Genomic DNA, 24,580 nt, shown 5'->3' on the forward strand with positions numbered 1-24,580 from the left:
CGAACGTGAGCACGATCGAGCGGGCCGAGGTGTTCGTGGCCTCGCCGGGCCGCAACTTCGTCACCCTGCGCCTGACCACCTCCGACGGCGTGACCGGCCTGGGCGACGCGACCCTCAACGGCCGCGAGCTGGCCGTCGCCGGCTACCTGCGCGATCACGTCGCGCCGCTGCTCATCGGCCGCGACCCGGCGCGCATCGAGGACGTGTGGCAGTACCTCTACCGGGGCGCGTACTGGCGCCGCGGCCCGGTGACGATGACCGCGATCGCCGCCGTGGACACCGCGCTGTGGGACATCAAGGGCAAGGTCGCCGGCCTGCCGGTCTACCAGCTGCTCGGCGGCCGCTCCCGCGACGGCGTGCTGGTCTACTCGCATGCCAGCGGCTCCGACGTCGCGGAGCTGCTCGACGACGTCGCCCGCTTCCGCGAGCAGGGCTACCACGCCATCCGCGCCCAGGCCGCTGTGCCCGGCATCGGCGGCAGCTACGGCGTGCGCAAGGGTGTGGTCTACGAACCCGCCGCCACCGCGCTGCCCGACGAGCAGCCGTGGTCCACCGAGGCCTACCTGGATTTCGCGCCCGCCTACCTGGAAGCCGTCCGCGAGAAGTTCGGTTTCGGCTTCCACCTGCTGCACGACGTCCACCACCGCCTCACCCCGATCGAGGCCGCCCGGTTCGGCAAGCGCGTCGAGGACTGCCGCCTGTTCTGGATGGAGGACCCGACCCCCGCCGAGAACCAGGAGGCCTTCCGCCTGATCCGGCAGCACACCACCACGCCGGTCGCGGTCGGGGAGAACCTCTCGTCCATCTGGGACGTTCAGCACCTGATCACCGAGCAGCTCATCGACTACGTGCGCACCACCGTCGTGCACGCGGGCGGCATCACGCACCTGCGCCGCATCTTCGACCTCGCCGCGCTCTACCAGGTGCGCACCGGCTCGCACGGCGCCACCGACCTCTCGCCGGTCACGCTCGCCGCCGCCGTGCACGTCGACATCGCCGTGCCGAACTTCGGCATCCAGGAGTACATGCCGCACGTCCCGGAGACCGGCGAGGTGTTCCGCAGCGGGGTCACCCTCGCCGACGGGATGCTGCACCCCTCCGAGGAGCCCGGCCTGGGTGTGGAGTACGACGAGAAGGCCGCCGAGAAGTTCCCCTACGAGCCGCGCTACCTGCCGGTGGCGCGCCGCCTCGACGGTTCGGTGCACGACTGGTGAGGCTCGATCTGTCCGCACTGGACGCCCTGAGTCCGGAGAACCGTCCGAAGACCGACCCGCGCGAGCTCGCGGCGCAGGTCGTCCACTTCGGACTCGGCGCCTTCCACCGCGCCCACCAGGCCGTCTACACCGAAGCCGCCGCGGCGGCGTCCGGGCAGCCGTGGGGCATCGCCGCGGTCAACCCGCGGTCCCCGGAGCCGGTCGAGGGCCTGCGTGCCCAGGACTGCCTGTTCTCGGTCACCGACCGCGAGACCCGCGTGGTCGGCTCGATCGTCGAGGCGCTGCGGATGGTGCCGGACGCCGAGCGGGCCGACCAGCTGCTCACCTCGCCGGAGGTGACCGTCGTGACCCTGACCGTCACCGAGAAGGGCTACTTCCGCGACCCCGCCACCGGCCGCCTCGACACCACGCACCCGGAGATCGCCGCCGACCTCGCGGGCCGCCCGCCGCGCACGGTGATCGGCCGCCTGGCGACCTCGCTGGCGAACCGCTTCCGCGGCACCCGCGCGCCGATCAGCGTGGTGTCCTGCGACAACGCGGCCGGCAACGGCGCCGCGCTGGCGGACGTGGTCACCGGTTTCGTCGCGGCGTCGGACTGGCCGGACCGCGACGCCGTCCAGGACTGGCTGCGCGCCGCGGTCGCCTTCCCGTCCACGGTGGTCGACCGCATCGTCCCGGCGGTCACCGAGGCCGGCAAGGCCGCCGCGGAAGCCGCCCTCGGCGTGCGCGACGAGATGGCCGTCGCGGCGGAGCCCTACCGGCAGTGGGTGCTCGAAGACACCTTCGCCGCGCCGCGCCCGCCGTGGGAGGCCGGCGGCGCCCGGTTCGTCCCGGACGTGGCGCCCCACCAGCTGATGAAACTGCGGCTGCTCAACGGCTCCCACTCCGCGCTGGCCTACCTCGGCCTGGCCGCCGGCTGCCGGACGGTCGCCGACGTTCTCGCCACCGGGTGGGGTGAGAGGATGGTGCGTGGCTTCACGGCGGAGGTCGCGCCGACCCTGCCCGCCTCGGACCTGGACGTGCCCGCCTACGTCGACGCCCTGGTCGGCCGGTTCGCCGATCCCGCGATCGGCCACCGGCTGCGGCAGATCGGCTCGGACGGCTCGCTGAAGATCGCCGAACGCTGGCTGCCCGTGCTGCGGGAGCGGGGCGGCGCCGGACCGGTGCTGGCCCTGGCCCTGGCGGCGTGGGCGCACGCGACCCGCGCCGGCTTCGGCACCACCGATCCCGCGGCGGACACCCTCGCCGCGTGCTGGGACGGAGCGCCGGACGCGGCGACGGCGGTCGCCCGGCTGCTCACCGCGGTCGGCGGCGCCGACCTGGCGGGTGACCCGGCACTGGTGGCCTCGATCGCGGCGCGCCTGCCCGAGGTCGAGGCCGGGCGGATCGAACCGTAGACCGCCGCCACACACGTGAAGCAAAGGAGCGCACGATGACCGACAGCACCCAGACGGCGCCGGGAGGGGCCGTGACCCGCACCACCCGGGACCTGAGCCGGGCCGCCATGTCCGGCTGGCTCGGCACGGCCATGGAGTTCATGGACTTCCAGCTGTACTCGCTGGCCGCCGCGATCGTGTTCAACAAGATCTTCTTCCCCAACGTGAGCCCGGCCATCGGCCTGATCGCGGCGATGGCGACCTACGGCGTCGGCTACGTCGCGCGGCTGGCCGGAGCGGTCTACTTCGGACGGATGGGCGACCGGATCGGCCGCAAGAAGGTGCTGTTCGTCACGATCGCGCTGATGGGGGTCTCCACGACGCTGATCGGGGTGCTGCCGCCGTACTCGATGATCGGTCTCGCCGCCCCGATCCTGCTGGTCGCGCTGCGGCTGGTCCAGGGCTTCGGCGCGGGCGCGGAGATCGCCGGGGCGACCGTGATGCTCGCCGAGTACGCGCCGGTCAAGCGCCGCGGGCTGATCGCGTCGCTGGTGTCGCTGGGCACCAACTCCGGCACGCTGGCCGCGTCCGGCCTGTGGGCCGTGCTGCTCGCGGTGCTCTCCGACGAGCAGCTGCTGAGCTGGGGCTGGCGCCTGCCGTTCCTGCTGAGCTTCGTGCTGCTGATCCTCGGCGTGTGGATCCGGGCCAACCTCAAGGAGAGCCCGGTGTTCGAGGAGCGGCCCGACGTCGTCGACGGGGTCGCATTGTCCCGCAAGGAGATCGAGGAGTCCGGCGAGAGCACCATCGAGGCCGGTCTCAAGCAGCGCAAGGGCAAGTCGTTCCTGCTGGCGCTGGGGCTGCGGTTCGGGCAGGCCGGCAACTCCGGTCTGGTGCAGACGTTCCTGGTCGGCTACATCGCCACCGAGCTGGCCGTCAGCAAGTCGGTGCCGACCGCGGCGATCGTCTACGGCTCGCTGCTCGGGTTCGTCACCATCCCCGTGGTGGGCCTGCTGGGTGACCGGTTCGGCCGGCGCCCGGTCTACCTGGGACTGTCGCTGCTGACCGTGGTGATCGCCGCGCCGATGATGGTGACCATCGCAGGCGGCGGCACGGCCGCGCTGACCGTCGCGATGATCGTCGGCCTCAACGTGGGTGTGCTGGGCTTGTTCTCGCTGGAGAGCGTGACCATGGCGGAGCTGTTCGGGTCGCGCACCCGCTTCACCCAGCTCGCCGTCGCCAAGGAGATCGGCGGCATCCTCGCCACCGCGATCGGCCCGGTGCTGGCCGCGTCGCTGACCGCCGTGACCGGTCACTGGTGGCCCATCGCGGCGATGCTCGTCGCCTACTCGCTGATCACGTTCGTCTCCGCCTACCTCGCGCCGGAGACCCGCGGGCGTGACCTGGTCCGTCTGGAGGACGCCGCATGAGAGCAGCCGTCGTGCACGGCCCGGGGGACGTCCGGATCGACACCCGGCCGGACCCGGTGCCCGGCCCGGGTGAGGTGCTGGTCGCGATGGAGTGGGGCGGCATCTGCGGCTCCGACGTGGCCTACTGGCGGCACGGCGCCTCCGGGACGGCCGTGCTCGAGCACCCGCTGGTGCTCGGGCACGAGGTCGCCGGGCGGGTCGCCGCGCTCGGCCCCGGGGTGACCGGGGTCGAGCCCGGGCAGCCGGTGACCGTGCACCCGGCCGAGCCGGTCGGCGACACCACGCTGCCCGCGCGGATCGCCGGGCGCACCAACCTGCTGCCGCGCGTGCGGTACTTCGGCTCCGCGGCGTTCCACCCGCACACCGACGGCGGGTTCAGTGAGCTGCGGGCCGTGCGCGCGGACCAGCTGCGGCCGCTGCCGGACGGGGTGAGCACCCGGCAGGGCGCGCTGGCCGAACCGCTGGCCGTGGCGCTGCACGCGGTCCACCGCGCCGGCGACGTCACCGGCCGCACGGTGCTGGTCAACGGCGCCGGGCCGATCGGGTGCCTGGTCGCGGCGGCCGCGAAGCACCGCGGCGCGGCGACGGTGATCGCGGCCGATCTGGCGCCCTCGGCACTGGCGATCGCGCGGCGGCTCGGGGCCGATCAGGTGGTCGACCTCGCCGCCGGGGACGCCCTGCCCGGGGACGTGGAGCTGGTGTTCGAAGCCTCCGGTGCGCCCGGGGCGCTGGGCGGCGCGCTGCGGGCGACCGCGCGCGGCGGCACGCTCGTGCAGGTCGGGAACCTGCCCGGGGAACCGGCCACCGCGGTGCTCGGCGACCTGGTGACCCGCGAGATCACCTGGATCGGCTCGTACCGGTTCGTCGACGAGATCACCGACGCGGTGCGTGCCCTCGGTGAAGGGCTGGACGTGTCGCCGCTGATCACGCACACCTTCGACCTGGACCAGGCGGGGGAGGCGCTGGCGGTCGCGGCCGGCCGGGACAGCAGCAAGGTCCTGCTGCGATTGGGTGGCTCATGACGGTCGTGACGCTGGGCGAGACGATGGCCCTGCTGTCCACCCCGGCCTGGGGCCGGGTGACCGGCGGCTCGGCGCTGCCGGTGGGCATCGGGGGAGCGGAGTCCAATGTGGCCATCGGGCTGGCGCGGCTGGGCGTGCCCGCGACGTGGATCAGCCGCGTCGGCGACGACGCGTTCGGCGCACTGGTGACCCGCGAGATCCGCGGCGAGGGCGTGCGGGTGCTCGCCGCGGCCGACCCCGCGGCGCCGACCGGGCTGATGGTCAAGGAGATGCGTGGCGGGAAACCGTGGCGCGTGCGCTACTACCGGCGGGGCAGTGCCGCGTCGCGACTGTCCCCGTCGGACATCGAGGCCTCGGTCGTCGAGCAGGCCGACGTCGTGCACCTGACGGGCATCACCGCGGCGCTCGGCCCGGGGCCGCGGAAGACACTGGACCACGTCATCGGGCTGGCGCGAGCGGCGGGAACGCTGGTGTCGTTCGACGTCAACCACCGCGCGACGCTCTGGCCGCCCGCGGAGGCCGGGCCGGTGCTCGCCCGGCTGGCCGCCGCCGCGGACGTGGTGTTCGCCGGGCCGGCGGAGGCGGCGCTGCTGCTCGGCCGCGACCTGCCCGGCGAGCCGTCGTTCGAGCTGGGCGAGGATCTGGCGCGGGAGCTGGCGAAGACCGGGCCGCGCACGGTGGTGGTCAAGCTCGGCGCGCTGGGGTCGGTGGCCCTGCACGGCGGTGAGGTGCACCGGGCCGAGGCGGTGCCGGTGACCGTCGTCGACCCGGTCGGCGCGGGTGACGCGTTCGTGGCCGGATACCTGTGCGGGCTGGTGTCGGGCGAGCCGGTGCCCGGGTGCCTGCGGCTCGGCAACGCGGCCGGTGCGGCGGTGTGCCGGGTGCCCGGCGACTGGGAGGGACTGCCCGCACGGGACGAACTGGGAGCCACGGAGCCGGTGGAGGTGGTCCGATGAGCCTGCTGTCGCGATGCCCGGTCGTGCCCGTGGTGGTGCTGGACGAGCCGGATCAGGCGGTGCCGCTCGGGGAAGCGTTGCTGGCCGGGGGCATCGACGTCGTCGAGATCACCCTGCGCACGCCGGCGGGCCTGCCGGGCATCCGGCGCCTGTCGGCCCTGCCGGATCTGCTGGTGGGCGCGGGATCCGTGCTGCTGCCGTCTCAGGTGGACGCGGCGGTCGAGGCGGGCGCGCGGTTCGTGGTCAGCCCGGGCGTGTCGGCGGACGTGCTCGGCCGCGCGGCCGAGCAGGGCGTCCCGGCGCTGCCCGGCGTGGCGACGGCGACCGATCTGATGGCGGTGACCGCGCTCGGGCTGGACGAGGTGAAGTTCTTCCCGGCCGGGCTGCTCGGCGGGCCGGCCGCGATCCGCGCGCTGGCCGCCCCCTTCCGCGACGTGGCGTTCATGCCGTCGGGCGGGGTGACCGCGGAGACCATGGGCGAGTACCTGGCGCTGCCCGTGGTGCCCGCGGTGAGCGGCAGCTGGATGGCCGAGCCCGCCCTGCTGCGCGAGCGCCGCTGGGACGAGGTGACCACACGCGCGGCGGCCGCCGTCCGACGGTGAGCACCACCTTCGCCCGCGCGTGCTCGGTTTCCCGGTAGCGGATCGCGTCCGCGGCCTTCTCCAGCGGGTGCCCGCCGGACGGGCCGTTGATCAGCCCCATCGGGCCGAACACGCCGGCACGCGGCGGAGGTCGGACAGCGCGCGGTTGCCGACGAGGTCCAGCACGAGCTCGTAGCGGGTCGTGGCGCGGGTGCAGTCCTCGCGCGTGCGGTCGACGACGTGGTCCGCGCCGAGCGAGGCCACCAGGCCGGTGTTGCGTGTGCTGCACACCGCGGTGACGGTCGCGCCGAGCGCCTCCGCGATCTGCACGGCGAACGTGCCCACCCCGCCGGACGCGCCGTTGATCAGCACGTGCTGCCCGGCCTGGAGGTTCCCGGCGTCACGCAGGCCGGCGGTCGCCTTCATCGGCAGCCTCCGCGGCGGTACGGCGACCGTAGGGCGAACCGGGCAAAATCGGTATCGGGGACAGCCCCGGCCTTCTAGGCTCGGCCCATGATCGTGATCCTCGTTCCCGGGTTCTGGTTGGGCGCGTCCTCGTGGCGGGAGGTCGGGCCCGCGCTGACCGCCGCCGGCCACACCGTGCGCGCGCTGACCCTGCCCGGCTTGGAGTCGACCGGTGCCGACCGCGCCGGGATCGGCGTGCGCGAGCACGTCGGCGCCGTGATCGCGGCGATCGACGCCGAGGACGAACCGGTGGCCCTCGTCGGGCACTCCGGTGGCGGCCCGCTCGCCTACGCGGCCGCCGACGCCCGGCCCGATCGCGTCGCGCGGATCGTCTTCGTCGACGCCGGACCGCTGGCCAGCGGCGCGTCGATCAACGACGCCCTGCCCGCGGCCGGCGCCGACGTGCCGCTGCCGGACTGGACGGCGTTCGAGGAGGCCGAGCTGGCCGGGCTCACCGCCGAACTGCGCGACCGGATGCGTGCCGAGGCCGTGCCCGAGCCGGTCGGGGTGGCCCGCGAGCCGATCGAGCTGTCCGACGAGCGCCGCCGCGCCATCCCGGCGACCGTGATCTGCACGTCGATGCCGGCCGCGCAGGTGCGTGAGCTGATCGCCGCGGACCACCCGTACGTGCGCGAACTCGCGGCGATGCGCGACGCGGCGCCGGTCGATCTGCCGACCGGGCACTGGCCCCAGTTCAGCAGGCCGGCCGAGCTGGGCGCGCGGATCGTGGCGGCGCTGGGATCCTGACTATCCGATGTGGATCGTCGGTTCGTGGTGGACCGGGAAGTTCACCGAGCCGGCGATGAAGCACAGCTCGTGCGCCCGGTGGTGCAGCTCGGCGGCCTTGTCCGCCAGGGCCTCCTCGGCGATGGTGACCTCCGGGTGCAGCGTCACCTCGGTGAAGTGCCCGCCGCCGCCCGGGGTTTCGGCCATGCGGCCGGTCGCGGTGTCCCGGTAGCCGGTGACGGTGATGCCGTGCCGCGCGCACAGCGCGAGGTAGGTCAGCAGGTGGCACTGCGACAGCGCCGCCACCAGCAGCTCCTCGGGGTTCCAGCGGGCCGGGTCGCCGAGGAAGGCCGGGTCCGCGGTCGCCGCGATGGGCGGTTTGCCCGCGGCGGTGACGTCGTGGCCGCGGTCGTAGGCGCGGTAGCCGCCGGCGGTGGTGCCGCTCCAGGTGACGGTGACCTGGTAGCCGTGTTCCTTGCTCATCGCGGTGTTCCTCCCGGAAGTGCGGACAGGGTGCTCAGGACGTGGTCGCGGGCCAGGGCCGCGGCCGCCGGCCCGTCGCCGGCGGTGATCGCCGCGACGAGGCGGCGGTGTTCGTCGTCGACCTGGCCGGTGCGGCTCGGCGCGGCCAGCGAGTCGCGGGTGGACACCACGATCCGGTCCCACACCCGGTCCAGGAAGCCGAGCGCGAGCGCGTTGCCGGACAGGACCGCGATGTGGCGGTGGAACTCGCGGTTGTGCCGCACCCCGGTGGCCAGGTCGCCGTCCCGGGTCGCGCGGTCGGCGTCGCCGGCGTGGCCGGTCAGCCGGGCGAGTGCGGCGGGCGCGATCTCGCCCGCCCGCTGACGCAGCGCGGCCAGCTCGGCGGTAAGCGCTTCCAGGCTGGCGCGGACGAGGTAGGCCTCACGCAGTTCGCCGTCGCTCAGCCGGACCACCATCACCCCGCGCTGCCCGCTCTCGACGAGGCCGTCGCTCTCCAGGCGCCGCAGCGCCTCCCGCACCGGGGTGCGGCTCACGTCGAGGCGGTGCGACAGGTCGAGTTCGGTCAGGCGCTCGCCCGGCGGGAAGACCCCGCCGACGATCAGTTCCCGCACGCGGTCGTAGATCGTCGTCACGGGATGCACTGTATACAGTGAATGCAATCAGCGCCAGTCGTAGGATCCCAGCCGTGCCTGCCGACGAACCGACGATCCTCGCCACCTCCGGCGGTATCCGGGCCTCGGCCCGCCTGGACTGGGAGGTCGGCCCGCTGACCCGGTACGCCGTCGAGCTCGCCGGGGTCACCGGGCGCGCGCCGCGCGTGTGCTTCCTGGCCACCGCCTGCGGCGACGATCGCCGGCTGATCGCCGCCTTCTACGAGAACGCGTGGCGGGAGGGGTGGGCGGGCAGCCACGTGGCGCTGATGCCGATGCCGAACATCCCCGACCTCGCGGGGCACCTGCTGTCCCAGGACGTGATCTGGGTGTGGGGCGGCAGCGTCGCCGGGTTGCTGGCGCTGTGGCGGCTGCACGGCCTCGACGGGGTGATGCGCGAGGCGTGGCAGGCCGGGGTGGTCCTGACCGGCGTCTCGGCCGGCTCGATCTGCTGGCACGCCGGCGGCACGACCGACTCGTTCGGGCCACAGCTGCGGCCGGTGACGAACGGGCTGGGCCTGCTCCCGTGGTCCAACGGCGTGCACCACGACAGCGAACCCGCCCGGCGCCCGCTGTTCCAGTCGCTGATCGCGGACGGCACGCTGCCGCCCGGCTACGCGACCGACGACGGGGCCGGCCTGCTCTACCGCGGCGGTGAGCTGGCCGAGGCGCTGGCGGAGCGGGACCGCGCCGGGGCCTACCGGGTGGACCGCGGGCCCGGCGGCGGCGCGGTCGAGACCCCGCTGGACGTGCGCGGATCCACTGAACCACCCGGTGACTTCCGGCCCTTTTCGCAGGTGGCTGGGCGGGGCAGCGTGGAACGAGCACCACCGGGAGGCTGCCATGCGGGACAAGAACTGGCGTGTCGACATCGTGATCGACGAGCACGAGACGCGGACCCGCGCCACCGCGCGACTGCACACCGACGGCCGGACCGGCCTGGTCGGGATCGGCACGGCCCGGCTCAACCCGGCCGACACCAACGTGCCGGAGATCGGCGACGAGCTGGCCGCGGCGCGGGCGCTCAGCGATCTGGCGCACCGCCTGCTCGACGCGGCCGCCGGGGACATCGAGGAAGTGACGCACCAGCCCGCCCACCTGCGGTACTGACAGCGCCTCCCGCGATCAGCCGACCTGCGGCGGGACGCCCTCCCGTCCGTGACAACATCGGCGCCGGTGCCGGCCACTGTCCGGTGTGACCATGCAACTGACCGGACTGGGGGTGTCGGTGGAGCCGGGCGACGCCGACCTGTGGGCGCGCGCCGCGGGCGGTGACCGGGAGGCCTTCACGGCGCTCTTCGAACGCCACGCGCAGGCCGTGTGGAACCACGCCTACCGGCTGACCGGTTCCTGGGCCAGCGCCGAGGACCTCACCTCCGGCACCTTCCTCACCGCCTGGCGCAAGCGCGGCGACGTCACCCTGGTGCGGGACAGCGCCCTGCCCTGGCTGTTCACGGTCGCCGGCAACCTCGCCCGCGACGAGCACCGGGGCCGCGCGCGGCGGTCGCGGCTGCTGCGCCGGATCCCCCGCCCGGCGCCGGAGTCCGACCACGCCGACGGCGTCGCCGACCGCGTGGACGGCGAGGCGCGCCTGCAGCGGATCGTCGACGCGGTCCGCGCGCTTCCGGCCGCGCAACGGCAGGTCGTCGAGCTGTGCCTGCTCGGCGAGCTGCCGATCGGTGACGCCGCCGCCCTGCTCGAGGTCGCCGAAGTGACCGTGCGCGCGCACCTGTCGCGCGCCCGCGCCCGGCTCCGTGCCCTGCTGGAGGAGAAATGAGCCACGCCCTGCCCCCGCGCCGCGAACTGCCGCCCGAGGTCCGCGAGCGGATGCGCGCCACCGTGCGTGCCGGGCTCGCCCCGCGCCGGGGGCGAGCCCTCGCGGCCGCCGCGGCCGTGGTCCTGCTGGTCGGCGGTGCGTTGATCGGCGCCCAGTTCCTCCGCCCGGCGGAGCCGGTCGCCGGTGCCGGCGGCGGCGTGGACGACCGGTGCTGGGCGGCGATCGCCTCGGCGGGCCGGGCCGGCCAGGTCCCGCCGCGCGCCGAGTGGCAGGTCACCGGCAGGCGCGCGCTCGGCGACGACGTGGTCACGTCCTACCTCGCCGGCGGGAAACCGGTGTTCTGCGAGACCACCGCGACCACGGTGACCGTGTCCGATCCGGGCGCCGCGCCGGCTTCCGCGCCCGGCAGCCGCACCGGGCTGCTGCTGCGCACCGGGACTGGCCTGGTGGCCGGGGTGGCGGACCCGTTGTGGCCGCGGATCGAGCTGTCCCTGGCCGACGGGCTCGGCGTCACCGTCGAGCCGGTCACGCCGGCGAGCGGGGTGTTCACCGCGTTCACCGGGACCGGCCCGGCAACCCCGTTGTGGGCCGGGATGTCGGTCGAGGGCCAGACCGCCCGTCCCGGTCCGCGCGTCGAGCTGCCGCCGGCGCCGGCGCCGCTGGTCTCGGTGGTCGACGTGCCGGGCGACCGGTCCTCGCCGGCCGGCCGCGCGCTGGGCGAGTGCCTGGCGGCGCTGGCCGAATCGCCCGACGACGCCGACGGCTACCAGCCCGGCGCGATGCTGGAGAACGGGCCGTACCGGGTCGTGCTGGGGCGCAGCGCCGAGCACACCATCGCGTGCGTCAGCGGCCCGGCCGGGGCCACGCTGCAGCTGGACACGTTCGTCGGCCGGTCGATCCCGGTGCGCCGGCTGTCGGTGCCCGCGCAGGGCGGGAAGGTGCCGTTCGTGGGCATCGCGCCACGCTCGGCCGCGAGCATGGTCGCCGATTTCGGCACCGGTGAGCCGGTCACCGTGCCGGTCGTGAACGGGACGTTCGCCGGATGGCTGCCCCAGGGAGCGACGCCGGTGTACCCCGAGCGGGGGGACGCGTGGGTGCGGGTGGCGGACGCGCGCGGCGTGACGCTCTACAACGGCTCGGTCACGCTTCGGTGAGCGGCGAGCTGTAACGGCGCCCGCGCGGCAGGTTCGCCAGGTTCGTCCCCCCGCTCGCGGTGCTGGTGACCTACCCCAGGAAGGTCACCGTCTCGGCCATCGGCGCGCGCTCGATGCGTTCCTGGCTCGCGGCGGGGTCGGCGTAGCCGATGGACATGCCGCAGAACAGGATCAGCCGCTCCGGCGGGGACACCACCTCGGCCACCGTGGTGCGGTAGACCGACCACGCCATCTGCGGGCAGCTGTCCAGCCCCTCCGCGCGCAGCAGCAGCATGACCGTCTGCAGGTACATTCCCGCGTCCGCCCACTGGGCCGCGCCCATGGTCCGGTCCAGGTAGCAGAACAGCGCGGCCGGGGCGCCGAAGCAGTCCCAGTTCCGCGCGACCGCCGCCTGGCGCGCGGCGGCGTCGTCGCGGGCGATGCCGCGGTAGCGCTGCGCCGCCGCCGCGGATCGGCGTTCCCGGTACGGAGACGGCAAATCGGGCGGGTACATGGTGTACTCGCGCTCGTCGCCGGGGTCGCCCGCCGCCACGCGCTCGGCGGTCCGCTTCTTCAGCTGCGCCAGTGGCTCCCCGGTCACCACGTACACGTGCCAGGGCTGCAGGTTTCCCCCGGACGGCGCCCGCGACGCCGCCCGCAGCACCCGCGCGAGCACCTCGTGCGGAACCGGGGTGCCGTCGAACGCGCGCACCGCCCGGCGCGTCGCCACCGCTTCGTAGACGTCCACAGTGGTCCTTCCTCCTCGTGGTCCTAGGGTGGTGACGACCGACGACGGGGAAAGGTGACCGGTGGAATTCGAAGCGCATCGCGACCACCTGATCGGCGTGGCCTACCGCATGCTCGGCTCGCTCGCCGACGCCGAGGACGCCGTCCAGGAGACGTGGCTGCGCATGGCCCGCACGGACACCGCCGAGGTGCGCAACCCGGCCGGCTGGTTGCGCACCGTGCTGTCCCGCGTGTGCCTGGACGTGCTGCGGCAGCGCGCCCGGCACGAGCCCGAGGCGGACCCGGACCCGGCGCCGGGCGCGGACCGGGAAGTGCTGCTCGCCGACGAGGTGGGCCGCGCGCTGCTCGTGGTGCTGGACCGGCTGGGGCCCGACGAGCGGGTCGCGTTCGTGCTGCACGACGTGTTCGCCGTGCCGTTCGACGAGATCGCCCCGATCGTCGGCCGCACCACGGCGACGGCGAAGAAGCTCGCCAGCCGGGCACGCGCGAAGGTCCGCGGCGCCGCCCCGAGCCCCGATACGGCCGGGCACCGGCGGGTGATCGAGGCGTTCCTGGCGGCGTCCCGGACCGGCGACCTCGACGCGATCGTCGCGGTGCTCAGCCCGGACGTGGTGCGCCGCGCCGACGGCCGCCCCGAGGTGCGGGGCGCCCGCCGGGTGGCGAAGGAGATCGTCGTGTTCGGCCGGAACGCCCGGTTCGCGGACTTCGCCCTCCTCGACGGCGAGCCGGGCCTGGTGATCGCGCCGGACGGCCGCCTCCGCCTGGCGATCCGCTTCACGATCACCGGCGAGCGGGTCGGCGGCTACGACCTGATCACCGAGCCGGCCCGCCTGAAGCGGATCACGCTCACGCTGGGGTGAGGCGCACGCCGTCGTCGTCCACTTCGGACCGCGGTTGCGGGCCTTCCGGCCCTACCGGACGCCGCCCGCATCGGTCAGGCTGTGTCATGGGCATCTACCAGCAGCAGGTCCTGCCGCGCGTGATCGACGTGCTGTGCGGGCTGGAGGTGGCGAACCCGTACCGGGCCCGCGTGTGCGCCGGCCTGCACGGGCGGGTCCTGGAGATCGGTTTCGGTTCCGGGCACAACGTCCCGTTCTACCCGGCCGCGGTGACGGCCGTGGACGCGATCGAGCCCTCCGACGTGGCCTGGAAGCTGGCCGCGGAACGGGTGGCCGCCTCGCCGGTGCCGGTCGAGCGGTCCGGCCTGGACGGGCAGTCCCTGCCGCTGCCCGGCGCCACCTGCGACACCGCCCTGTCGACCTACACGCTGTGCACGATCCCGGATGCCGGATCGGCGCTGAGGGAGGTCCGGCGCGTGCTGAAACCGGGCGGCACGCTGCACTTCCTCGACCACGGCCTCGCTCCCGACCGCGGGGTGCGGCGCTGGCAGCACCGCCTGGACCCGCTGCAGGCCCGCCTCTTCGGCGGCTGCCACCTCGACCGCCCGATCACCGACGTGATCACCGGAGCGGGTTTCGTCATCCGCGAGGCCGACCGGTTCTACGAGAAGGGCTCCCCGAGGTTCCTCGGCGCGGACTACCTCGGCGTCGCGGTGTCGCCCTAGTCAGCGCAGGCGTGCCGGCAGGTGCTCGAAGCCCCGCAGGATCCGGGTGCTCCGGCGGGTCGCGCCGCCGGTGAGGCGCAGCTCCGGGAAGCGGTCGAACAGCGTCCGCAGCCCGATCTCGCCCTCCATGCGGGCCAGCGCGGCGCCCAGGCAGTAGTGCCGGCCCGCCGAGAACGAGATGTGCTCGCGCGCGTTGGCGCGGCGCACGTCGAACCGGGCCGGGTCCGCGAAGACCGCCGGGTCGCGGTTCGCGCCGGCCAGGATCGTCGTCACCACCGAGCCGCCGCGCACCCGCACCCCGCCGACCTCCGTGTCGCGCAGGCAGGTGCGCCCGGTGAGCAGCACCGGCGGGTCGGCGCGCAGGATCTCGTCGACCGCGTTCGGCCACAGCGACGGCTCCGCGCGCAGCGCCGCGAGCTGATCGGGGTGGTCGTGCAGCAGGGCGATGCCGTTGCCGAGCAGGTTCACCGTCGTCTCGAAGCCCGCCGCGAGCACCAGTCCGGCGGTCGCGCGCAGCTCCAGATCGGTCAGCCCCACCCCGTCCTCGCGCGCGGCCACCAGCTGGCTGAGCAGGTCGTCGCCGGGACGGGCGCGCAGGTGGTCCAGGTGCCCGGCGAGCCAGGCGTCGAAATCGGCCAGCGCCGACTCGACCGCGCGGAACTCCCGCCACGGCAGCCCCAGGTCCAGGCTCGGCGCGGCCGCGGTGCCCAGCTCCAGCACGCGCTGCCGCTGCTCCGGCGGCACCCCGAGGATTTCGGCGATCACGGTCACCGGCAGCAGCGCGCAGTAGGCCGCCACCAGGTCCACCGGCCGGTCCGGATCGAGCGCGTCCAGCAGCTCGCGGGCGATCTCCTCGGTGCGCACCCGCAGCTTCTCCACCGCGCGGACGGTGAACACGCGGGTGACGAGCTTGCGGTAGCGGGTGTGGTCCGGCGGCTCGGTCGCCAGCAGCGACGGCGGCGCGATCGGGTGCAGCGTGCCGGTCGCCGACCAGTCGCTCAGCCGCGCGAGCACCCCGTCCGGCGCGGCGCCCACGCCGGCGCGGAAGTCGTTGCTGGTCAGCACTTCCTTCACCGCCGCGTGGCTCGTCGTGACGTAGGCGAAGGAGCCCCGGTAGAGCGGGCCGTGGCCGCGGATCTCGTCGAACAGGCCGGTCAGCGCGGCGGTGGGGGACACCGCGGCCTCGGCCACCAGCCGCGCCTGCAGGTCGCCGCGCCGGGCCGCGGCTCGCAGCGCGGTGCGTGGCAGCGCGTGGCCGACGCCCCAGCGCACCACCGGTTTCACGCCGTCCCGCAGCCGCGCCATCACGACACCTCCACCGTGGTACTGACGGGTACCACGCACCGTAGAGCCGGACGTGCCGCCCGGTCAAGCGGCTGGGTTAGGTTGGCGGCGTGACCGACGTCGACGTGGCGGGCACCGGGTTTCGCGACCGGCTCCTGCAGGGCATGGCCGCGGCCGTGCGCGAACGCGACTACCACGACGTCACGATCGCCGACGTGGTCAACCACGCCCGCACGTCCAAGCGCACCTTCTACGAGCAGTTCGCGAGCAAGCAGGAGTGCTTCGTGGAGCTGCTGCGGCAGACCAACGCGCGGATGGTGCGGGACATCGCGGCCGCGGTCGAGCGGGACGCGCCGTGGCAGGTGCAGGCGCGCCAGGCGGTCGAGGCGCTGATTTCCTCGATGGAGAGCGACCCCGCCCTGTGCCTGAGCTGGATGCGGGCCGCGCCCTCGCTCGGCGAAGCGGGCCGTGCGCTGTCCCGCGAGACGATGGACTCGTTCGTGGCGCTGATGCGCACGCTGGCGGACACCCCCGAGTTGCGGGCGGCGGGCGTGGTGCCCCCGTCGCGTGAGCTGGCGATCACCCTGTTCGGCGGGTTGCGCGAGCTGATCGCGATCACCCTGGAGGAGGGCGGGAACCTGGCCGGGACGGTGGACGTGGCGACCGAGGCCGTCATGCTGATCCTGGGTCCCCGGCCGCGCCGAGCTGACTCGACCGATTGATTCGCCTCACACCGAAGAGTGACGCGGGTCACGTTCTGTCGCTATCGTCCCTGTATGTCCACAAGTGAGGAACGCACCAGAGAGCGTGAGCGTACGGAGAGCGTGACCTCGGCCCTGCTGACCGGCGGCACCTACCGGGGCCTCGCGGAGCAGAAGCTGTCCCCGGCGGAGGAGCGGTTCGAGCGGGCCCGGCGGACCGTCGGGTTCGTGCTCGCCCCGCTCGTGACCATCGTCTTCCTGTTCGTGCCCACCACCCTGGACTCCGGCCAGCAGACCCTGGCCGCGGTGCTGCTCGGCGTGGTGGTGCTGTGGGTGTGCGAACCGGTGCCGATCCCGATCGGCGGCCTGATCGGGGTCGCCGCCATCGTGGTGCTCGGCGTGCTGCCCGCCGACGACGTGCTGGAGCCGTTCGGCTCGTCCACGGTGTTCGTCTTCATCGGGGCGTTCATCCTGGCGCAGGCGATGCTGCGGCACGGGCTGGCGCGGCGGTTCGCCTTCTTCATCCTCGCCATCCCGGGCGTGGGCCGCAGCACCTGGCGGGTGATCGCCGCGCTCGGGTTCGTCACCTGCGTGCTGTCGGCGTTCATCTCCAACACCGCGACGGTCGCGATGCTGCTGCCGACCGCGGTCGGCCTGCTCACCGTCATCGCCGAGCTGATCCGCGGCCGGACGCCGGAGGGGGAGCGGTTCGACCCGCTGCGGCTGCGCGTGGGCATCGCGCTGATGCTCGTGCTCGCCTACGGCGCCAGCGTCGGCGGCCTGCTCACGCCGATCGGTTCGCCGCCCAACCTGATCGGGCGCGGCCTGATCGAGGAGGCCACCGGCGAGCGGATCTCGTTCCTGCAGTGGACCACGATGGCGCTGCCCGCTTGCGTGGCGATGTTCGTGATCCTGGTGGTGCTGCTGATCCTGCTCAACCGCCCGGAGATCCGCAAGCTCACCGGCGTCGAGGAGTACGTGGCCGGCGAGCGGGCGAAGCTGGGCCGGTTCTCGCCCGCGGAGCGCAACACGCTGATCGCCTTCACCATCACCGTCGTGCTGTGGGTGACGCCCGGCATCGTGGCCCTGGTGGCCGGCAACGACTCCCGCGCCTACGAGCTGATCAGCGACCGGCTCGACGAGGGCATCGTGGCCGTGCTCGGCGCGGCGCTGCTGTTCGTGCTGCCGACGAACTGGGCGCAGCGCCGGTTCACGCTCACCTGGTCCGAGGCGGCCCGCATCGACTGGGGCACTGTCCTGCTGTTCGGCAGCGGCATCATCTTCGGATCGCTGCTGTCCAGCACCGGGCTCGCGGAGCGGGTGGGCAACGGGCTGGCCGGGGCGCTCGGGATCGGCAGCGGGCTCGCGCTCACCATCTTCGCGGTGCTGCTGGCGATCCTGGTGTCGGAGACGACGTCCAACACCGCGTCCGCGGCCGTGGTCGTGCCGATCGTCATCCCGATCGCGCTGGCCGCCGGGGTGGATCCGTTCACCCCGGCGCTGGCGGCGACCTTCGCCGCGTCGTTCGGGTTCATGCTGCCGGTGTCGACCCCGCAGAACGCGATCGTCTACGGCTCCGGCGCGGTGCCGATCACCAAGATGATCCGCTCCGGCGCGGCGTTCGACGTCATCGGCGCGATCCTGATCATGCTGCTGATCCCGTTGATGGTCGCGGCGGTCGGCTTCTCCTGAGCCGGCTGCCTCAGACCGGGACCGCGGTGCGCCAGCCGGGCCGGTAGCTCTCGCGCGCCATCGCCGAGTAGGGCGCGGGGCTGACGACGGCACGCACGGGGAACTGTGGGTGCGGCTGGACGGTGACCTCGGCGCCGAGGGTGACGTCCGGGTCGACGGTGGCCAGGGACAGGGCGACGAGGTTGCCGTCGGCGTCGGTGACGGAGTCGAAGCTGGACGATCCGTAGTTGGCGTTGGGGGACGGAGGGGATCGAGCTGATCATGTGGCTGGTGATGCGCGGCGCGCTGAGCGGGCACCTCTGGCGGGTGCACGAGACCTACCACGTGCCCGCGTCCAACACCGCCGCCGGGCACGAGGTGCACACGCCGACGCTGACCGGTCTCAGCGACCGGGCGCACACCCTGCATCCCGGGGGTGGGCCTGGGCACGCACGTCCAGGACGTGGTGGCGTTGATCGAGGCGTGGGACCTGCACGACGTGGTGCTGGTCGGGCACAGCTACGCCGGGCAGGTGATCACCGGCGTGGCCGACCGGGTGCCGGATCGCGTGACGCGGCGGGTGTACCTGGACGCGTTCGACGGCGACGCGGCGATCGCCCTGCAGCCGGAGGAGATCGCCGCGCACTACCGCGAGTCGGTCGCCGGGCCCGGCTTCGGGTGGCTGATCCCGGTGCGGCCGCTGCGGGTGCTGGGCGTCACCGAGCGGTCCGATGTGGACCGGCTGAGCGCGCGGCTGACCCCGCGCCCGTGGCTGGGTTGCACCGAACCGCTGCGGCTGTCCGGCGCGGTGCAGCGGGTGCCGGCGGCGTTCGTCGAGCGCACCGGCTGGATGCGGGTGTTCCAGCCGCACGCGGCCCGGGCGGCCGCGCGGGGGTGGCCGGTGCTGATGATCGGCACCGGCCACGAGGCGATGGTCACCGAGAACCGGCTGCCCGCCGACACGCCCGGCCAGACCCGCGACCGGCTGCGCGAGGCGGAACGGGAGCGGGCGATGCAGCTGCGGGCCGAGGGCGTGCTGAAGCCGCTGTGGCGGGTCCCCGGCCGCAACGCCACGATCGGCCTCTACGACGCCGAGGACCCGGCCACCCTGCACGACGCGCTGACGTCCCTGCCATGTGGCCGTGGAGGGACGTCACGGTCGAGCCGCTGGCTACCCACCCCCAGGAGCGCTAGGCGCGCAACGCCTCGGCGAGGACGTCCATCGCGTCGTGGAGCAGTTCGTCGCTGATCGTCAGCGGGGGCAGGAAACGCAGGACGTTGCCGTGGGTGCCGCAGGTCAGCACGATCACGCCCCGCTCGTGGGCCGCCGCCGCGACCGCCTTCGCCAGCGCCGGGTCCGGATCGAGCGAGCCGGGCCGCACCAGCTCGACCGCGATCATCGCGCCGCGGCCGCGCACGTCCCCGATCCGGGGGTCGGCCAGCGCGCGGAGCCGGGACGTGAGCAGCGCGCCGATCTCGCGCGCCCGTGCCACCAGCCCGTCCTGCTCGATGGTCTCGATCGCGGCCAGCGCGGCGGCGCACGCCAGCGGGTTGCCGCCGTAGGTGCCGCCCAGCCCGCCGGTGTGCGCGGCGTCCATGATCTCCGCGCGCCCGGTCACCGCCGACAGCGGCAGCCCGCCCGCGATGCCCTTCGCGGTCACGATCAGGTCCGGCACGACACCCTCGTGGTCGCAGGCGAACCAGTCGCCGGTGCGGGCGAACCCGGTCTGCACCTCGTCGGCGACGAACACCACCCCGTTCGCGCGGCACCACTCCGCGAGCGCGGGCAGGAACCCCGGCGCGGGCGCGATGAACCCGCCCTCGCCCTGGATCGGCTCGATCACCATGGCCGCCAGGTTCGCCGCCCCGACCTGCTTCTCGACCACCTCCAGCGCCCGGCGCGCGGCCTCGGCGCCGTCCAGGCCGCCGTCGCGGAACGGGTAGGACAGCGGCGCCCGGTAGACCTCGGACGCGAACGGCCCGAACCCGTGCTTGTACGGCATGGACTTCGCGGTCATCGCCATCGTCAGGTTGGTGCGGCCGTGGTAGGCGTGGTCGAACACCACCACCGCGTGCCGGCCGGTGTGCGACCGCGCGATCTTGACCGCGTTCTCGACCGCCTCGGCACCCGAGTTGAACAACGCCGTGCGCTTGTCGTGATCACCGGGTGTCAGCCGGTTGAGTGATTCGGCGACGGCCACGTATCCCTCGTACGGCGTGACCATGAAACAGGTGTGGGTGAATGCCTCCACCTGCTCCCGCACGGCCGCCACGACCCGCGGGTTGCTCGCGCCGACGGTCGTGACCGCGATGCCCGAGCCGAGGTCGATCAGGTGGTTGCCGTCGACGTCCACCACGATCCCGCCGCCGGCCGCGGCCGCGAAGACCGGCATGGTGGTGCCGACGCCCGCGGCGACCGCGGCGCCCTTGCGCGTCATGAGTTCGCGGGACAGCGGTCCCGGGATCGCCGTCTCCAGCCGCCGCTGCTGGCGGATGCCTGTGTCCGTGCTCGTGGTCATGCCCCAGTTTCGGAACCGGCCGGTCATGCTGTCCAATACTTGATTGGCAGAATTTCGATGCCCGGGAGGCATGATGGAGCTGCGGCACCTGCGGTACTTCGTGGTGACCTGCGAGGCGGGCACGGTCAGCCGGGCGGCCCAGCTGCTGCACATCACCCAGCCGAGTCTGTCGCGGCAGTTGCGGCAGCTGGAGGAGGAGCTGGGCGCGGACCTGTTCGACCGGGCGGGGCGGCGGATGACGCCGTCCCGGGTCGGGCGGGCCCTGCTGGCGGACGCGCGGGACGTGCTGGAGCGGGCCGAGGCGCTGAAGACGGCGGCGACGTTCCACGCGCACGGCCGCATCGACCGGCTGACGATCGGCGCGCCGACGGTGACGCTGACCGACGTGGTGGCTCCGTTCATCGCGACGCTGGCGCCCGAGGACCCGACGATCGACGTCCTGGGCGCGGACGGGCTGTCCGCGGTGGAGACGCTGGCGCGCGGCGCCGATCTGGCGATCGCCACGGCCGCGCCCCGCGCGCCCTACCGCTCGCGGCGGCTCGCGGTGCTGCCGGTGTGGGCGTACGTGCCGGAGCGGCACCCGTGGCGGGGCCGGGGGAGCGTGCCGCTCGCGGAGGTGCTGGAGGAGCAGGTGATCATCCTGCCGCCGGCGTTCACCGCGCGGCAGTCGCTGGACGCGGCGCTGCTCGAGCTGGGCACCACCTACGCGCGGGTCATCGAGGCCGCGAACGGCACGGTGGCGCAGGCGCACGCCGCGGCGGGCCGGGGAGTGGCCCTGGTGTCGGACGACCCGCGGTTCGGGCTGGTGCCGCTGCGGGTGCGCACGGGGGAGCGCCGGCTGGAGATCAAGCTGACCGCGGCGTGGGACGCGCGCCACAAGGCAGCCGCGACGCTGGAAACCTTCGCCCACCGCTTGGGTGATTTCGTGGGGGAGCGCTACGGACAGCCGGGTTGAGCCGCGCCACGGGCACGAACGGCAGGCCTGAGTCCCGCTCCCACACGTGGCAGGCGATGCCGACGCTGTCGCTGGCTGGGAAGACCGGCGTGCGGTGGAGTCCTTCCGTCCCCGGGTCAGGGCAGGGCAATCCGCACCCCGAGCCCGACCAGTAGCGTGCCCATCACGGCGTCGATCCCGCGCCGCACCCGCGCCGCGGACAGCACCCGCCGCAGCGCGCCCACGACGTTCGCCAGCACCAGGAACCACGCCAGCGTCACCCCGGACGCCACGACGGCCAGCAGCAGGTGGTCACCGGGCCCGGCGCCGCCGGGGACGAACTGGGGCAGCAGCGCGAGGAAGAACGCCGCGACCTTGGGGTTGAGCAGGTTGCACACCAGACCCTGGCGGAACGCGCTGCCGGCTTCCGCGGCCGGCTCGGGTGCGGTGTACCGGCCGCGGCGCGCGGCGAGCAGGGCCCGGATCCCCAGGAACAGCAGGTAGGCCGCACCGGCGAGCTTGACCACCGTGAACGCCACCGCGGACGCCGCGAGCAGCCCGGCGAGCCCGAGCGCGGTCACGATCGCCCAGCAGAACACCCCGGCGGTGATGCCCGCCGCGCACGCCATGCCGGCGCGGCGCCCGGAGACCAGCGCGTTGCGGCTGACGATCACGAAGTCCGGTCCTGGCGCCATCGCGCCGAGGACGATCACGCCGGCGAGCGCGACGAGCTGGGTCATGGTCATCCGGCGACCCTACCGCTCCGGCCCGCGTCGTCACGCGGTTTCCGGAACGGTCCACAGTGGACTTGCTCAGGCGGCGCGCGCGGCTCCGCCGCCCAGCCGGTCGAGCAGGCCGGCCCGGTGCAGGTCGGCCACCGGGGAGAGCAGGTCGGGGTGCCGCAGCAGCACGGCCGCCTGCCGGTCGCGGAGGTCGGGGTCGGTGAGGCGGCGGAAGTCGGGGGCGAGACCGGCGGCGTGGACGGAGCCGGTGACGGTCGCGGCGGCGGCCAGCGCGAGTTCGCGGTCGGCGAGCAGGCAGGCCGCCCAGCTGGCGACGACCTCGTCGACCCAGGTGCGCCAGGCGGTGTCCTCGCCCGGCACGACGTCGACTCCCGCGACCCAGTCCAGCCGCCCGGACCCGCCGGGGCCGACGACGTCGAGGAGCCCGGCGTCCAGGGCGGTGGGGTAGCGCAGCCACGCGGCGACGGTCGCGGCCTGGCGGCACTGCGCCTCGGCGAGGGCGGCGCTCAGGGGGCCGCGCTCGGGCGGGTACGCGCGCAGCAGCCACTGCGCGGTGGCCGCGATGACGGACGACAGGTCGGCGGACACTTCCGGGCACCTTCCGGGACTACGGGGCGGTTCGAGCACGCTAACAGCTGGTCGCGCCCCGCCCAGCGCACTTTTGCCGCACGTCACAGCCCCGCGGACGACGATCACACCGCGCCAGGGTTCTGGGAGGGGCCGCCAGGTGTGCGCGGAGGGGAGGGCCGACCCCGGAGGGGGAGGTGGTGGTGATCGCCGCCGGGACGGGCGGCCGGTCCGGCGCCGAGGGCGGGCCGGGCGGGCTGTAGTGATGGCCGAGCCGCGGCTGATCCCGGATGGGGCGTGATGCCGATCGGACCCCGGAGAGGCGGCCGGTCACAGCGGCGAGGCTGCAGGGTGGCCGGGAGTGGGCGTGGTTGTGGTCGCGCCGCGGGTGGGGCTGACTGCGGGGAGGGCTGACCCTAGAAGGGAGGTGTGGTGTCGATGGCAGCCCGGAGGGGCGGTCGCGGCGCCGAGGCTGGAGTGTGGCCGGGAGTGGGTTGCCGTGGCGACCGAGCCGCGGGTGGGGTGGCTGCAGGAGGGGAGGGCCAACCCCGATGGGCTCGCGGTGCACCCCGCGGGATGGGCGACCGCGGCGCGAGGCCGCGGGGTGGCCGGGCGGGCTGCGATAGCGGCCGAGCCCCCAGGATGGCTGCACGGGGTCCGCGCTCGCACCCTGTGGCGGCCGGCTGGACAACGACCAACGGCCCGCCGGTGAGTGATCACCGACGGGCCGTCGAGCCGGAGAGTGCGCGATACTGGGATTGAACCAGTGACCTCTACCGTGTCAAGGTAGCGCTCTCCCGCTGAGCTAATCGCGCGAGGTGGAGACGGGATTCGAACCCGTGTACACGGCTTTGCAGGCCGTTGCCTCGCCTCTCGGCCACTCCACCGTGCGGGCCCGAGTGGGCTCCCCGAGCGGACGACGGGATTCGAACCCGCGACCCTCACCTTGGCAAGGTGATGCGCTACCAGCTGCGCTACGTCCGCCTACCGTGACTCCGGGTTCCGGTGAAGGCCCCCGTCGTCGTGGTGTGAGAGAACAATATCCGACCCGGCAACCCGCGAAAACAGGGGGGTGGGTGTTCCACGCCCCCAGCGCGGGTGCTATCCAAGATCGTTGGGGATCAGGTGGGTCAGCGCGTCGTCCAGGTCGATCCACAGGTGCTCGTTGCCCGGCAGCACCACGTCGTAGGTGCGGTCCAGGAAGTCGGCCAGCTCCTGGGCGGAGGCCTCGAACACGGCGTGCCCGGACGGCGAGTTCAGCTCGATCATCACCGACTCGGGGTCCTCGACCGAGGGGCGGATGCGGACGTCGCCGTCACCGGCCTCGGCCAGCAGGCCGTCGGCGAGCAGGTCGCGGGCGTACACCCATTCGACCCAGCCGGCGCGGCCGGTCCGGAACGCCGCCACGACCGCGTACGGGTCGCGGGTGTCGTACCGCAGCTCCACCTTCACGGGCACGGCCGGGGCACGCGGCGCCAGGAGGTCGAACACCGCTGTGGAGCGGAGCGTCACGTGGTCGTTGCGCATCGTCTTACCTTTCGTCTCCCTTCACGGCCCGCTCGGCCGAGCTTCGAGTGTGAGACGCACGAACCCACCGTCTCGCTTCGCGAACTCCCCGGGCTTCACCCGGACGGGTTCGCGCACCTCTCGCACTCGCGCTCGCGCGGTACCGGCCTGCGGGACCGGCCTCGCTGATCGTCTACCCACACATACTGCTCGGTTCAACGCGGGCAGGACAGCACGGCTTCGCAGCCTGGCACGTGACCTGGATCGCTCCACGGGCGGGGGCGACCTCGATCACCTCGGGCTTCTCCGCAGCGTGTCGGGTCGTATCCGCAGCGTGTGGCCCAAAGACCACCCGTTTGCAGTGCCCGGCAGGCTATCCGCTAGAGTTCCTTCTCGTACGGACGGGGGCGATTAGCTCAGCGGGAGAGCGCTTCGTTCACACCGAAGAGGTCACTGGTTCGATCCCAGTATCGCCCACCACCGAAACCGGCCCCAGGTGAAGCCTGAAGTTCAGTCCCAAGGCTTCCAACCTGG

25 protein-coding genes, 4 tRNA genes and 1 pseudogene are annotated in these 24,580 nt (G+C 74.0%); 18 read left to right on the plus strand and 12 right to left on the minus strand.

The window, feature by feature from the left end; translation table 11 throughout:
- Positions 1-5 precede the first annotated feature (5 nt).
- The 6 genes from manD to L1857_RS16935 are packed head-to-tail and all read left to right on the plus strand — an operon-like array spanning position 6 to position 6,597.
- The gene (manD, locus tag L1857_RS16910) at positions 6-1,214 is read left to right on the plus strand and encodes a D-mannonate dehydratase ManD (protein ID WP_094007074.1); all 1,209 of its coding nucleotides are present in this window, start codon (positions 6-8) and stop codon (positions 1,212-1,214) included.
- Positions 1,211-2,611, plus strand: a complete 1,401-nt coding sequence (locus L1857_RS16915; protein WP_249465564.1) for a mannitol dehydrogenase family protein — start codon at positions 1,211-1,213, stop codon at positions 2,609-2,611. The genes manD and L1857_RS16915 overlap by 4 nt, the downstream gene beginning before the upstream one ends.
- Before the next feature lie 35 nt (positions 2,612-2,646).
- Positions 2,647-4,017 carry an MFS transporter gene (locus L1857_RS16920; protein WP_094007077.1) on the plus strand — a complete coding sequence of 457 codons (1,371 nt, stop codon included), beginning with the start codon at positions 2,647-2,649 and terminating at the stop codon, positions 4,015-4,017.
- A complete protein-coding gene (locus L1857_RS16925; protein WP_094007079.1) occupies positions 4,014-5,039 on the plus strand; it encodes an L-idonate 5-dehydrogenase in 1,026 nt (341 codons plus the stop codon). Before L1857_RS16920 ends, L1857_RS16925 begins: the two co-directional genes overlap by 4 nt.
- Positions 5,036-5,995, plus strand: a complete 960-nt coding sequence (locus L1857_RS16930; protein ID WP_116114682.1) for a sugar kinase — start codon at positions 5,036-5,038, stop codon at positions 5,993-5,995. The genes L1857_RS16925 and L1857_RS16930 overlap by 4 nt, the downstream gene beginning before the upstream one ends.
- On the plus strand, positions 5,992-6,597 hold the full coding sequence (locus tag L1857_RS16935; RefSeq protein WP_249465567.1) for a bifunctional 4-hydroxy-2-oxoglutarate aldolase/2-dehydro-3-deoxy-phosphogluconate aldolase: 606 nt from the start codon (positions 5,992-5,994) through the stop codon (positions 6,595-6,597). The genes L1857_RS16930 and L1857_RS16935 overlap by 4 nt, the downstream gene beginning before the upstream one ends.
- Before the next feature lie 90 nt (positions 6,598-6,687).
- Here L1857_RS16935 and L1857_RS16940 read toward each other — a convergent pair whose 3' ends face one another.
- Positions 6,688-7,002 (minus strand): zinc-binding dehydrogenase, encoded by a 315-nt coding sequence (locus tag L1857_RS16940; protein WP_205413407.1) that lies wholly within the window; start codon positions 7,000-7,002, stop codon positions 6,688-6,690.
- Between the two features lie 87 nt (positions 7,003-7,089).
- Here L1857_RS16940 and L1857_RS16945 point away from each other — a divergent pair, with 87 nt between their 5' ends.
- On the plus strand, positions 7,090-7,788 hold the full coding sequence (locus L1857_RS16945; protein ID WP_094007084.1) for an alpha/beta fold hydrolase: 699 nt from the start codon (positions 7,090-7,092) through the stop codon (positions 7,786-7,788).
- On the opposite strand, the gene L1857_RS16950 is transcribed toward L1857_RS16945, so the two are convergent.
- Together L1857_RS16950 and L1857_RS16955 are read right to left on the minus strand one after the other, a co-directional pair.
- Positions 7,789-8,250: an OsmC family protein gene (locus L1857_RS16950; protein ID WP_094007086.1), complete on the minus strand. Its 462-nt coding sequence runs from the start codon at positions 8,248-8,250 to the stop codon at positions 7,789-7,791.
- Positions 8,247-8,882 (minus strand): GntR family transcriptional regulator, encoded by a 636-nt coding sequence (locus L1857_RS16955; RefSeq protein WP_198958304.1) that lies wholly within the window; start codon positions 8,880-8,882, stop codon positions 8,247-8,249. Before L1857_RS16955 ends, L1857_RS16950 begins: the two co-directional genes overlap by 4 nt.
- A 185-nt stretch (positions 8,883-9,067) precedes the next feature.
- On the opposite strand from L1857_RS16955, the pseudogene L1857_RS16960 reads away from it, so the two are divergent.
- From L1857_RS16960 to L1857_RS16975, 4 genes and pseudogenes are all read left to right on the plus strand, one after another.
- A pseudogene (locus tag L1857_RS16960) lies at positions 9,068-9,502 on the plus strand (Type 1 glutamine amidotransferase-like domain-containing protein); the annotation flags it as partial.
- Positions 9,503-9,743: 241 nt separating this feature from the next.
- Positions 9,744-10,010 (plus strand): DUF1876 domain-containing protein, encoded by a 267-nt coding sequence (locus tag L1857_RS16965; protein WP_094007091.1) that lies wholly within the window; start codon positions 9,744-9,746, stop codon positions 10,008-10,010.
- 91 nt (positions 10,011-10,101) lie between these two features.
- The gene (locus tag L1857_RS16970; protein WP_249465570.1) at positions 10,102-10,677 is read left to right on the plus strand and encodes an RNA polymerase sigma factor; all 576 of its coding nucleotides are present in this window, start codon (positions 10,102-10,104) and stop codon (positions 10,675-10,677) included.
- Entirely contained in the window at positions 10,674-11,831 is a 1,158-nt protein-coding gene (locus L1857_RS16975) for a hypothetical protein (protein WP_249465572.1), read from the plus strand. The genes L1857_RS16970 and L1857_RS16975 overlap by 4 nt, the downstream gene beginning before the upstream one ends.
- A 70-nt stretch (positions 11,832-11,901) precedes the next feature.
- Here L1857_RS16975 and L1857_RS16980 read toward each other — a convergent pair whose 3' ends face one another.
- Positions 11,902-12,558, minus strand: coding sequence for a nitroreductase (locus tag L1857_RS16980; RefSeq protein WP_116114692.1), 657 nt, complete (start codon positions 12,556-12,558; stop codon positions 11,902-11,904).
- Positions 12,559-12,619: 61 nt separating this feature from the next.
- Here L1857_RS16980 and L1857_RS16985 point away from each other — a divergent pair, with 61 nt between their 5' ends.
- Both L1857_RS16985 and L1857_RS16990 read left to right on the plus strand, forming a co-directional pair.
- Positions 12,620-13,417 carry a sigma-70 family RNA polymerase sigma factor gene (locus tag L1857_RS16985; protein ID WP_116114694.1) on the plus strand — a complete coding sequence of 266 codons (798 nt, stop codon included), beginning with the start codon at positions 12,620-12,622 and terminating at the stop codon, positions 13,415-13,417.
- 86 nt (positions 13,418-13,503) lie between these two features.
- Positions 13,504-14,121: a class I SAM-dependent methyltransferase gene (locus tag L1857_RS16990; RefSeq protein ID WP_116114696.1), complete on the plus strand. Its 618-nt coding sequence runs from the start codon at positions 13,504-13,506 to the stop codon at positions 14,119-14,121.
- Here the strand turns inward: L1857_RS16990 and L1857_RS16995 are convergent, their stop codons facing one another.
- A complete protein-coding gene (locus tag L1857_RS16995; protein WP_116114698.1) occupies positions 14,122-15,426 on the minus strand; it encodes a cytochrome P450 in 1,305 nt (434 codons plus the stop codon).
- 89 nt (positions 15,427-15,515) lie between these two features.
- Here L1857_RS16995 and L1857_RS17000 point away from each other — a divergent pair, with 89 nt between their 5' ends.
- From L1857_RS17000 to L1857_RS17015, 3 genes are all read left to right on the plus strand, one after another.
- Positions 15,516-16,127, plus strand: a complete 612-nt coding sequence (locus tag L1857_RS17000; protein ID WP_094007099.1) for a TetR/AcrR family transcriptional regulator — start codon at positions 15,516-15,518, stop codon at positions 16,125-16,127.
- Positions 16,128-16,181: 54 nt separating this feature from the next.
- The gene (locus L1857_RS17005) at positions 16,182-17,798 is read left to right on the plus strand and encodes an SLC13 family permease (protein WP_094007100.1); all 1,617 of its coding nucleotides are present in this window, start codon (positions 16,182-16,184) and stop codon (positions 17,796-17,798) included.
- A 415-nt stretch (positions 17,799-18,213) separates the two neighbouring features.
- Positions 18,214-19,026 carry a muconolactone Delta-isomerase family protein gene (locus L1857_RS17015; protein WP_240323431.1) on the plus strand — a complete coding sequence of 271 codons (813 nt, stop codon included), beginning with the start codon at positions 18,214-18,216 and terminating at the stop codon, positions 19,024-19,026.
- Here the strand turns inward: L1857_RS17015 and gabT are convergent.
- Complete coding sequence (gene gabT, locus L1857_RS17020) at positions 18,968-20,296, minus strand: 4-aminobutyrate--2-oxoglutarate transaminase (RefSeq protein ID WP_094007163.1); 1,329 nt, start codon at positions 20,294-20,296, stop codon at positions 18,968-18,970. The two genes, L1857_RS17015 and gabT, sit on opposite strands and share 59 nt — an antisense overlap.
- Positions 20,297-20,366: 70 nt before the next feature.
- Between gabT and L1857_RS17025 the strand changes: the two genes are divergently transcribed.
- Complete coding sequence (locus L1857_RS17025) at positions 20,367-21,251, plus strand: LysR family transcriptional regulator (RefSeq protein WP_233157384.1); 885 nt, start codon at positions 20,367-20,369, stop codon at positions 21,249-21,251.
- A gap of 116 nt (positions 21,252-21,367) precedes the next feature.
- On the opposite strand, the gene L1857_RS17030 is transcribed toward L1857_RS17025, so the two are convergent.
- From L1857_RS17030 to L1857_RS17055, 6 genes are all read right to left on the minus strand, one after another.
- Positions 21,368-21,976 carry a LysE family translocator gene (locus L1857_RS17030; protein ID WP_249465575.1) on the minus strand — a complete coding sequence of 203 codons (609 nt, stop codon included), beginning with the start codon at positions 21,974-21,976 and terminating at the stop codon, positions 21,368-21,370.
- A gap of 66 nt (positions 21,977-22,042) precedes the next feature.
- The gene (locus L1857_RS17035) at positions 22,043-22,561 is read right to left on the minus strand and encodes a hypothetical protein (RefSeq protein WP_094007103.1); all 519 of its coding nucleotides are present in this window, start codon (positions 22,559-22,561) and stop codon (positions 22,043-22,045) included.
- A 722-nt stretch (positions 22,562-23,283) separates the two neighbouring features.
- Positions 23,284-23,355 (minus strand) — tRNA-Val (locus tag L1857_RS17040).
- Between the two features lies 1 nt (position 23,356).
- Positions 23,357-23,427 (minus strand) — tRNA-Cys (locus tag L1857_RS17045).
- Positions 23,428-23,451: 24 nt separating this feature from the next.
- A tRNA-Gly gene (locus L1857_RS17050) sits at positions 23,452-23,524 on the minus strand.
- Between the two features lie 117 nt (positions 23,525-23,641).
- Entirely contained in the window at positions 23,642-24,067 is a 426-nt protein-coding gene (locus L1857_RS17055) for an SsgA family sporulation/cell division regulator (RefSeq protein WP_094007105.1), read from the minus strand.
- Between the two features lie 384 nt (positions 24,068-24,451).
- On the opposite strand from L1857_RS17055, the gene L1857_RS17060 reads away from it, so the two are divergent.
- Positions 24,452-24,526: transfer RNA gene (locus L1857_RS17060), tRNA-Val, on the plus strand.
- The last annotated feature ends 54 nt before the right edge of the window (positions 24,527-24,580 follow it).

The organism is Amycolatopsis thermalba, assembly GCF_023376025.1.
Taxonomy (GTDB): domain Bacteria; phylum Actinomycetota; class Actinomycetes; order Mycobacteriales; family Pseudonocardiaceae; genus Amycolatopsis_E; species Amycolatopsis_E thermalba.

Coding starts and splice junctions, on each gene's coding strand:
- L1857_RS16920 (WP_094007077.1), top strand. CDS start 2,647: ATGACCGACAGCACCCAGACGGCGCCGGGAGGGGCCGTGACCCGCACC.
- L1857_RS16925 (WP_094007079.1), top strand. CDS start 4,014: ATGAGAGCAGCCGTCGTGCACGGCCCGGGGGACGTCCGGATCGACACC.
- L1857_RS16930 (WP_116114682.1), top strand. CDS start 5,036: ATGACGGTCGTGACGCTGGGCGAGACGATGGCCCTGCTGTCCACCCCG.
- L1857_RS16935 (WP_249465567.1), top strand. CDS start 5,992: ATGAGCCTGCTGTCGCGATGCCCGGTCGTGCCCGTGGTGGTGCTGGAC.
- L1857_RS16940 (WP_205413407.1), bottom strand. CDS start 7,002: ATGAAGGCGACCGCCGGCCTGCGTGACGCCGGGAACCTCCAGGCCGGG.
- L1857_RS16945 (WP_094007084.1), top strand. CDS start 7,090: ATGATCGTGATCCTCGTTCCCGGGTTCTGGTTGGGCGCGTCCTCGTGG.
- L1857_RS16950 (WP_094007086.1), bottom strand. CDS start 8,250: ATGAGCAAGGAACACGGCTACCAGGTCACCGTCACCTGGAGCGGCACC.
- L1857_RS16965 (WP_094007091.1), top strand. CDS start 9,744: ATGCGGGACAAGAACTGGCGTGTCGACATCGTGATCGACGAGCACGAG.
- L1857_RS16970 (WP_249465570.1), top strand. CDS start 10,102: ATGCAACTGACCGGACTGGGGGTGTCGGTGGAGCCGGGCGACGCCGAC.
- L1857_RS16975 (WP_249465572.1), top strand. CDS start 10,674: ATGAGCCACGCCCTGCCCCCGCGCCGCGAACTGCCGCCCGAGGTCCGC.
- L1857_RS16990 (WP_116114696.1), top strand. CDS start 13,504: ATGGGCATCTACCAGCAGCAGGTCCTGCCGCGCGTGATCGACGTGCTG.
- L1857_RS16995 (WP_116114698.1), bottom strand. CDS start 15,426: ATGGCGCGGCTGCGGGACGGCGTGAAACCGGTGGTGCGCTGGGGCGTC.
- L1857_RS17005 (WP_094007100.1), top strand. CDS start 16,182: ATGTCCACAAGTGAGGAACGCACCAGAGAGCGTGAGCGTACGGAGAGC.
- gabT (WP_094007163.1), bottom strand. CDS start 20,296: ATGACCACGAGCACGGACACAGGCATCCGCCAGCAGCGGCGGCTGGAG.
- L1857_RS17025 (WP_233157384.1), top strand. CDS start 20,367: ATGATGGAGCTGCGGCACCTGCGGTACTTCGTGGTGACCTGCGAGGCG.
- L1857_RS17030 (WP_249465575.1), bottom strand. CDS start 21,976: ATGACCATGACCCAGCTCGTCGCGCTCGCCGGCGTGATCGTCCTCGGC.
- L1857_RS17055 (WP_094007105.1), bottom strand. CDS start 24,067: ATGCGCAACGACCACGTGACGCTCCGCTCCACAGCGGTGTTCGACCTC.